The organism is uncultured Campylobacter sp. (genome assembly GCF_937997465.1).
Taxonomy (GTDB): domain Bacteria; phylum Campylobacterota; class Campylobacteria; order Campylobacterales; family Campylobacteraceae; genus Campylobacter_A.
This window is the reverse complement of sequence record NZ_CALKTQ010000338.1, coordinates 1-3,355: the sequence shown is the minus strand read 5'-3', so window position 1 is coordinate 3,355 and position 3,355 is coordinate 1. Positions and strand designations below refer to the sequence as shown.

The following is a 3,355-nucleotide window of genomic DNA, read 5'->3' as shown; positions in this document are numbered from 1 at the left end:
GCTTCGATGGTATTTGCCGCTATAAATTTAAATACCGCTACAAAAGAGGAGCTTATGAGTTTAAACGGCATTGGTTCAGCAAAAGCAGATGCTATTATTGAATATAGAAAAACAAATAAATTTGAAAGTATAGAGGATATTAAAAACGTAAACGGTATCGGCGATAAGACTTTTGAAAATTTAAAAGGCGATATTTCTACGAGTGGTACGAGCGTAATGCCTACAAGCGATAAACTATCCAAAAAGGCAAAAGAAGTCAATGATGTGACCGACAAAGTAAAACAGGGCAAAAAAGAAGTCGCTAAAAAAACAAAAGATGTAGAAGACAAAGTAGCTGCACCTGTAAAAGATATGGATAAATCTAAAACTGACATAGAAGAAAAGGCTTATAAAAACATCACAAATAAAGTAAAATCCGGCGAAGATAAAATAGAAAAAGATATTGATGACGTTAAGACTAAGGCAAAATCTTCAAAGAAAAAAGTTGAAGAAAGTGGAGTTAAGGAAGTCGAAGCTAAAAAACCTACAAAGAAAAAATCAGAATAATTCTATGTTATTGCGGCTCAAATTTGAGCCCAAAATTAAGCTGAGTAAACCCTTTTTGATAAATGATCAGAAAGGGTTTACTCAAAATACTCTTGCTAATTACATCAACATCTTACAATTAACCAAATCGGCTCAAGCTGTGGTATCTATACTGCGACAAAATCCAAAATTAATTCTATATCAAAATAACTTAAGATATTAGTAGCTAATTGCTATTGGCAAATGCTATTTAGCAATAATGAACAAAATTTTACAAGCGCTATTTACTTGTAGGTAGTCGTAAAGGTAATATATTAAAATACCAATATGGCGTCATGACTGGCAATGCAAACCAACGCTTTGCACGTGGGTTTATGTGTTTAATCAAGATATCTAAATTTTCAAAACATCGCTATCAAATTTAGATTTCCACTTTTTTAACTAAAATTTTGTCAGGTAAATTTATAAACAAAAAATCAGCAAATTTTGTTAAAAACATATCTTGTGCGCCAAATTTTGCGTCAAGCATTGTTTTTAAAGGTTAAAAAGATATAATCTGTTCATTATTCTAAAACAAACAAAATTTAATAAGGCAACCAAAGAGTGCGGTTTAAAAAAGTTTTAAATTTTTTATCTGTTTTTATGGCGGCGTTTGTGCTGTATGGATGCGCGGCAAAGGCTAAATTTGATGTTCCGCAGATCGTAAATTTTGATAAACGTGAGTTTGAAGTGATTTCCCAAAACGGCTCAAATTTGCTCTATATTTCGCACGAAAAAGAGGACTATTATTTTACGATGATAAACTCCATGGGCACTCCGCTAGCTAGGCGAGTTTTGAGACCAAACGGCGAATTTGAGGCTGTCGGTTTTTTACCTCCAAATAGCGCCTACAACGAGCTTTTTGTAAAGATTCTGGGTGCCATAAAATCAAATCAAAAAGAAGCCGTCATAGTAGTAAATAACGAAAATTTTAAGGTAAGATCTCTTGATATACGTTAGCAAGCCCGCCATCATCAGCGCAGCCGGAGCGGATGCGGATGAAAATTTTGCAAATTTATGCGGCAAAAAGAGATTTTTGAGCGTTTGCGAAGACTTTAGGGCTGATAAAAGCTTCATCCTGGGCAAAGTCGGCATGCAGCTGGCTAAATTTAGTCAAAATACGCCAAAACACCTGCAAACGCGCACGAACGCTCTTGTTTTAAGTGCGCTTTTGCAGATAGATAAAGATGTGCGAGACGTCATCAAAAAGTACGGCAAAAATCGCGTCGGCGTAGTCGTAGGCACGACTACTAGCGGCGTGGAGGAAAACTACGAAACGTTTAAGGATTTTGCCGCGACGGGTTTTTTTGATGCTTCAAAATTCGGCATAAATCGCAACTCTCTAGCCAACCCGTCCGAATTTATCGCCGATTTTTATGGGCTTAGCTCGGTTACGTTTTCCGTCTCGACCGCCTGTACCTCGGGCGTCAAGGCGATAATAACGGCAAAAAGGCTGCTGGAGTCCGGCATCTGCGACGCCGTGATCTGCGGCGGTGTGGATAGCTTAAACACGCTCACGATTAACGGCTTTGATAGCCTGGGCATCCTAAGCGCGCGCGAGACCAATCCGTTTTCTAAAAATCGCGACGGCATAAATATCGGCGAAGGCGCGGCCTTTTTCGTGGCGAGCAGGGATGAAATCTCAAGCGTAATTATCGCGGGCGAGCACTCAAACTGCGACGCGTTTCATATGACGCAGCCTGATTTTAGTGGCCGAATGCAAACGCAGTGCGTGCAAAAGGCGCTACAGGCGGCAAATTTAAGCAGCGTGGATTATATAAATTTACACGGTACCGGCACGCAGGCAAACGATAAGATCGAGGCAAAGATCGTGCATTCGCTCATGCCACGCGTTTTTGCTAGCTCCGTTAAGCCTCTGATCGGTCACACGTTAGGAGCCGCAGGAGCCATCGAGAGTGCGCTTTGCGCCATGCTTTGCGCTAGGGGCGAAACCGCGCTGCCGCCACACGTTTACGACGGCGTTTACGACGATGAGATAGAGAGGGTAAATTTGGTAAAATTCGGCCAAAGAGCGGTCGTAAATTCAGCTATGTCGCTGTCGTTTGCATTTGGCGGCGATAACGCTGCGATCGTGTTTGGGAGGGCTAGATGAGTCTAGGAGATTATCTCCCGCACGGTACGTCGATCATTTTTATCGACGAGGTGCTTAAATTTGAAGATGGGCGCATAAAAACTAAAAGCGTGATAAAAGAGGATAATAAATTTCTTTCAAACGGCAAATTCGCTATGCACAAAACCGTCGAGATGATGGCTCAGTCGCTGGGCATCTACGACTCAAAGATGCGCGAACTAAAAGGTATGAAATTTGGCCTGGGTTTTTTGCTGGGTAGTAGAAAATTTGAGATATTTAAGCCGTTTTTAAAGGTGGGAGACGAAGTCGTCATCGAGGCGGCCTGCTCGATACAAGACACGAGCGGTTTTGGCGTTTACGACTGCGAGCTTTACGTAAACGGCGAGCTTGGAGCGCGCGCGACGCTAAACGTGCTAAGCCCGGACGAGGAATACGTAAAAAGGATACTGGATGAGTAAAAGAGTGCTGATAACGGGCTCAAGTCGCGGCATCGGCGAAGCGGTAGCTAGGCGGCTAGTGGCGGTTGGATACGAGGTCGTGCTGCATGGCAAAAGCGAGAGCGAGCAATTATTAAATTTACAAAACGAATTAAATTTGAGCGCTTTAAAATTTGACGTCGCGGATACGCAGGCGGCAAGGTTGGCGATCGAAGCCGATATAGAGGCAAACGGCGCTTACTACGCAGTCGTGCTAAACGCA

The 3,355-nt window shown here is 42.2% G+C and carries 4 protein-coding genes and 1 pseudogene; all 5 read left to right on the top strand.

Features of this window, described 5'->3' with window-relative positions; translation table 11 throughout:
* Positions 1 to 198: pseudogene (locus tag Q0546_RS11510) on the top strand (helix-hairpin-helix domain-containing protein); the annotation flags it as partial.
* Positions 199 to 1,128: 930 nt separating this feature from the next.
* The gene (locus Q0546_RS11505) at positions 1,129 to 1,524 is read left to right on the top strand and encodes a hypothetical protein (protein WP_298793179.1); all 396 of its coding nucleotides are present in this window, start codon (positions 1,129 to 1,131) and stop codon (positions 1,522 to 1,524) included.
* Entirely contained in the window at positions 1,511 to 2,677 is a 1,167-nt protein-coding gene (locus tag Q0546_RS11500; RefSeq protein WP_298793178.1) for a beta-ketoacyl synthase N-terminal-like domain-containing protein, read from the top strand. Before Q0546_RS11505 ends, Q0546_RS11500 begins: the two co-directional genes overlap by 14 nt.
* Positions 2,674 to 3,114: a thioester dehydrase gene (locus Q0546_RS11495; protein WP_298793176.1), complete on the top strand. Its 441-nt coding sequence runs from the start codon at positions 2,674 to 2,676 to the stop codon at positions 3,112 to 3,114. The genes Q0546_RS11500 and Q0546_RS11495 overlap by 4 nt, the downstream gene beginning before the upstream one ends.
* On the top strand, positions 3,107 to 3,355 hold a 249-nt coding region (locus tag Q0546_RS11490), incomplete at its 3' end, for an SDR family NAD(P)-dependent oxidoreductase (RefSeq protein WP_298793174.1). The genes Q0546_RS11495 and Q0546_RS11490, both read left to right, overlap by 8 nt.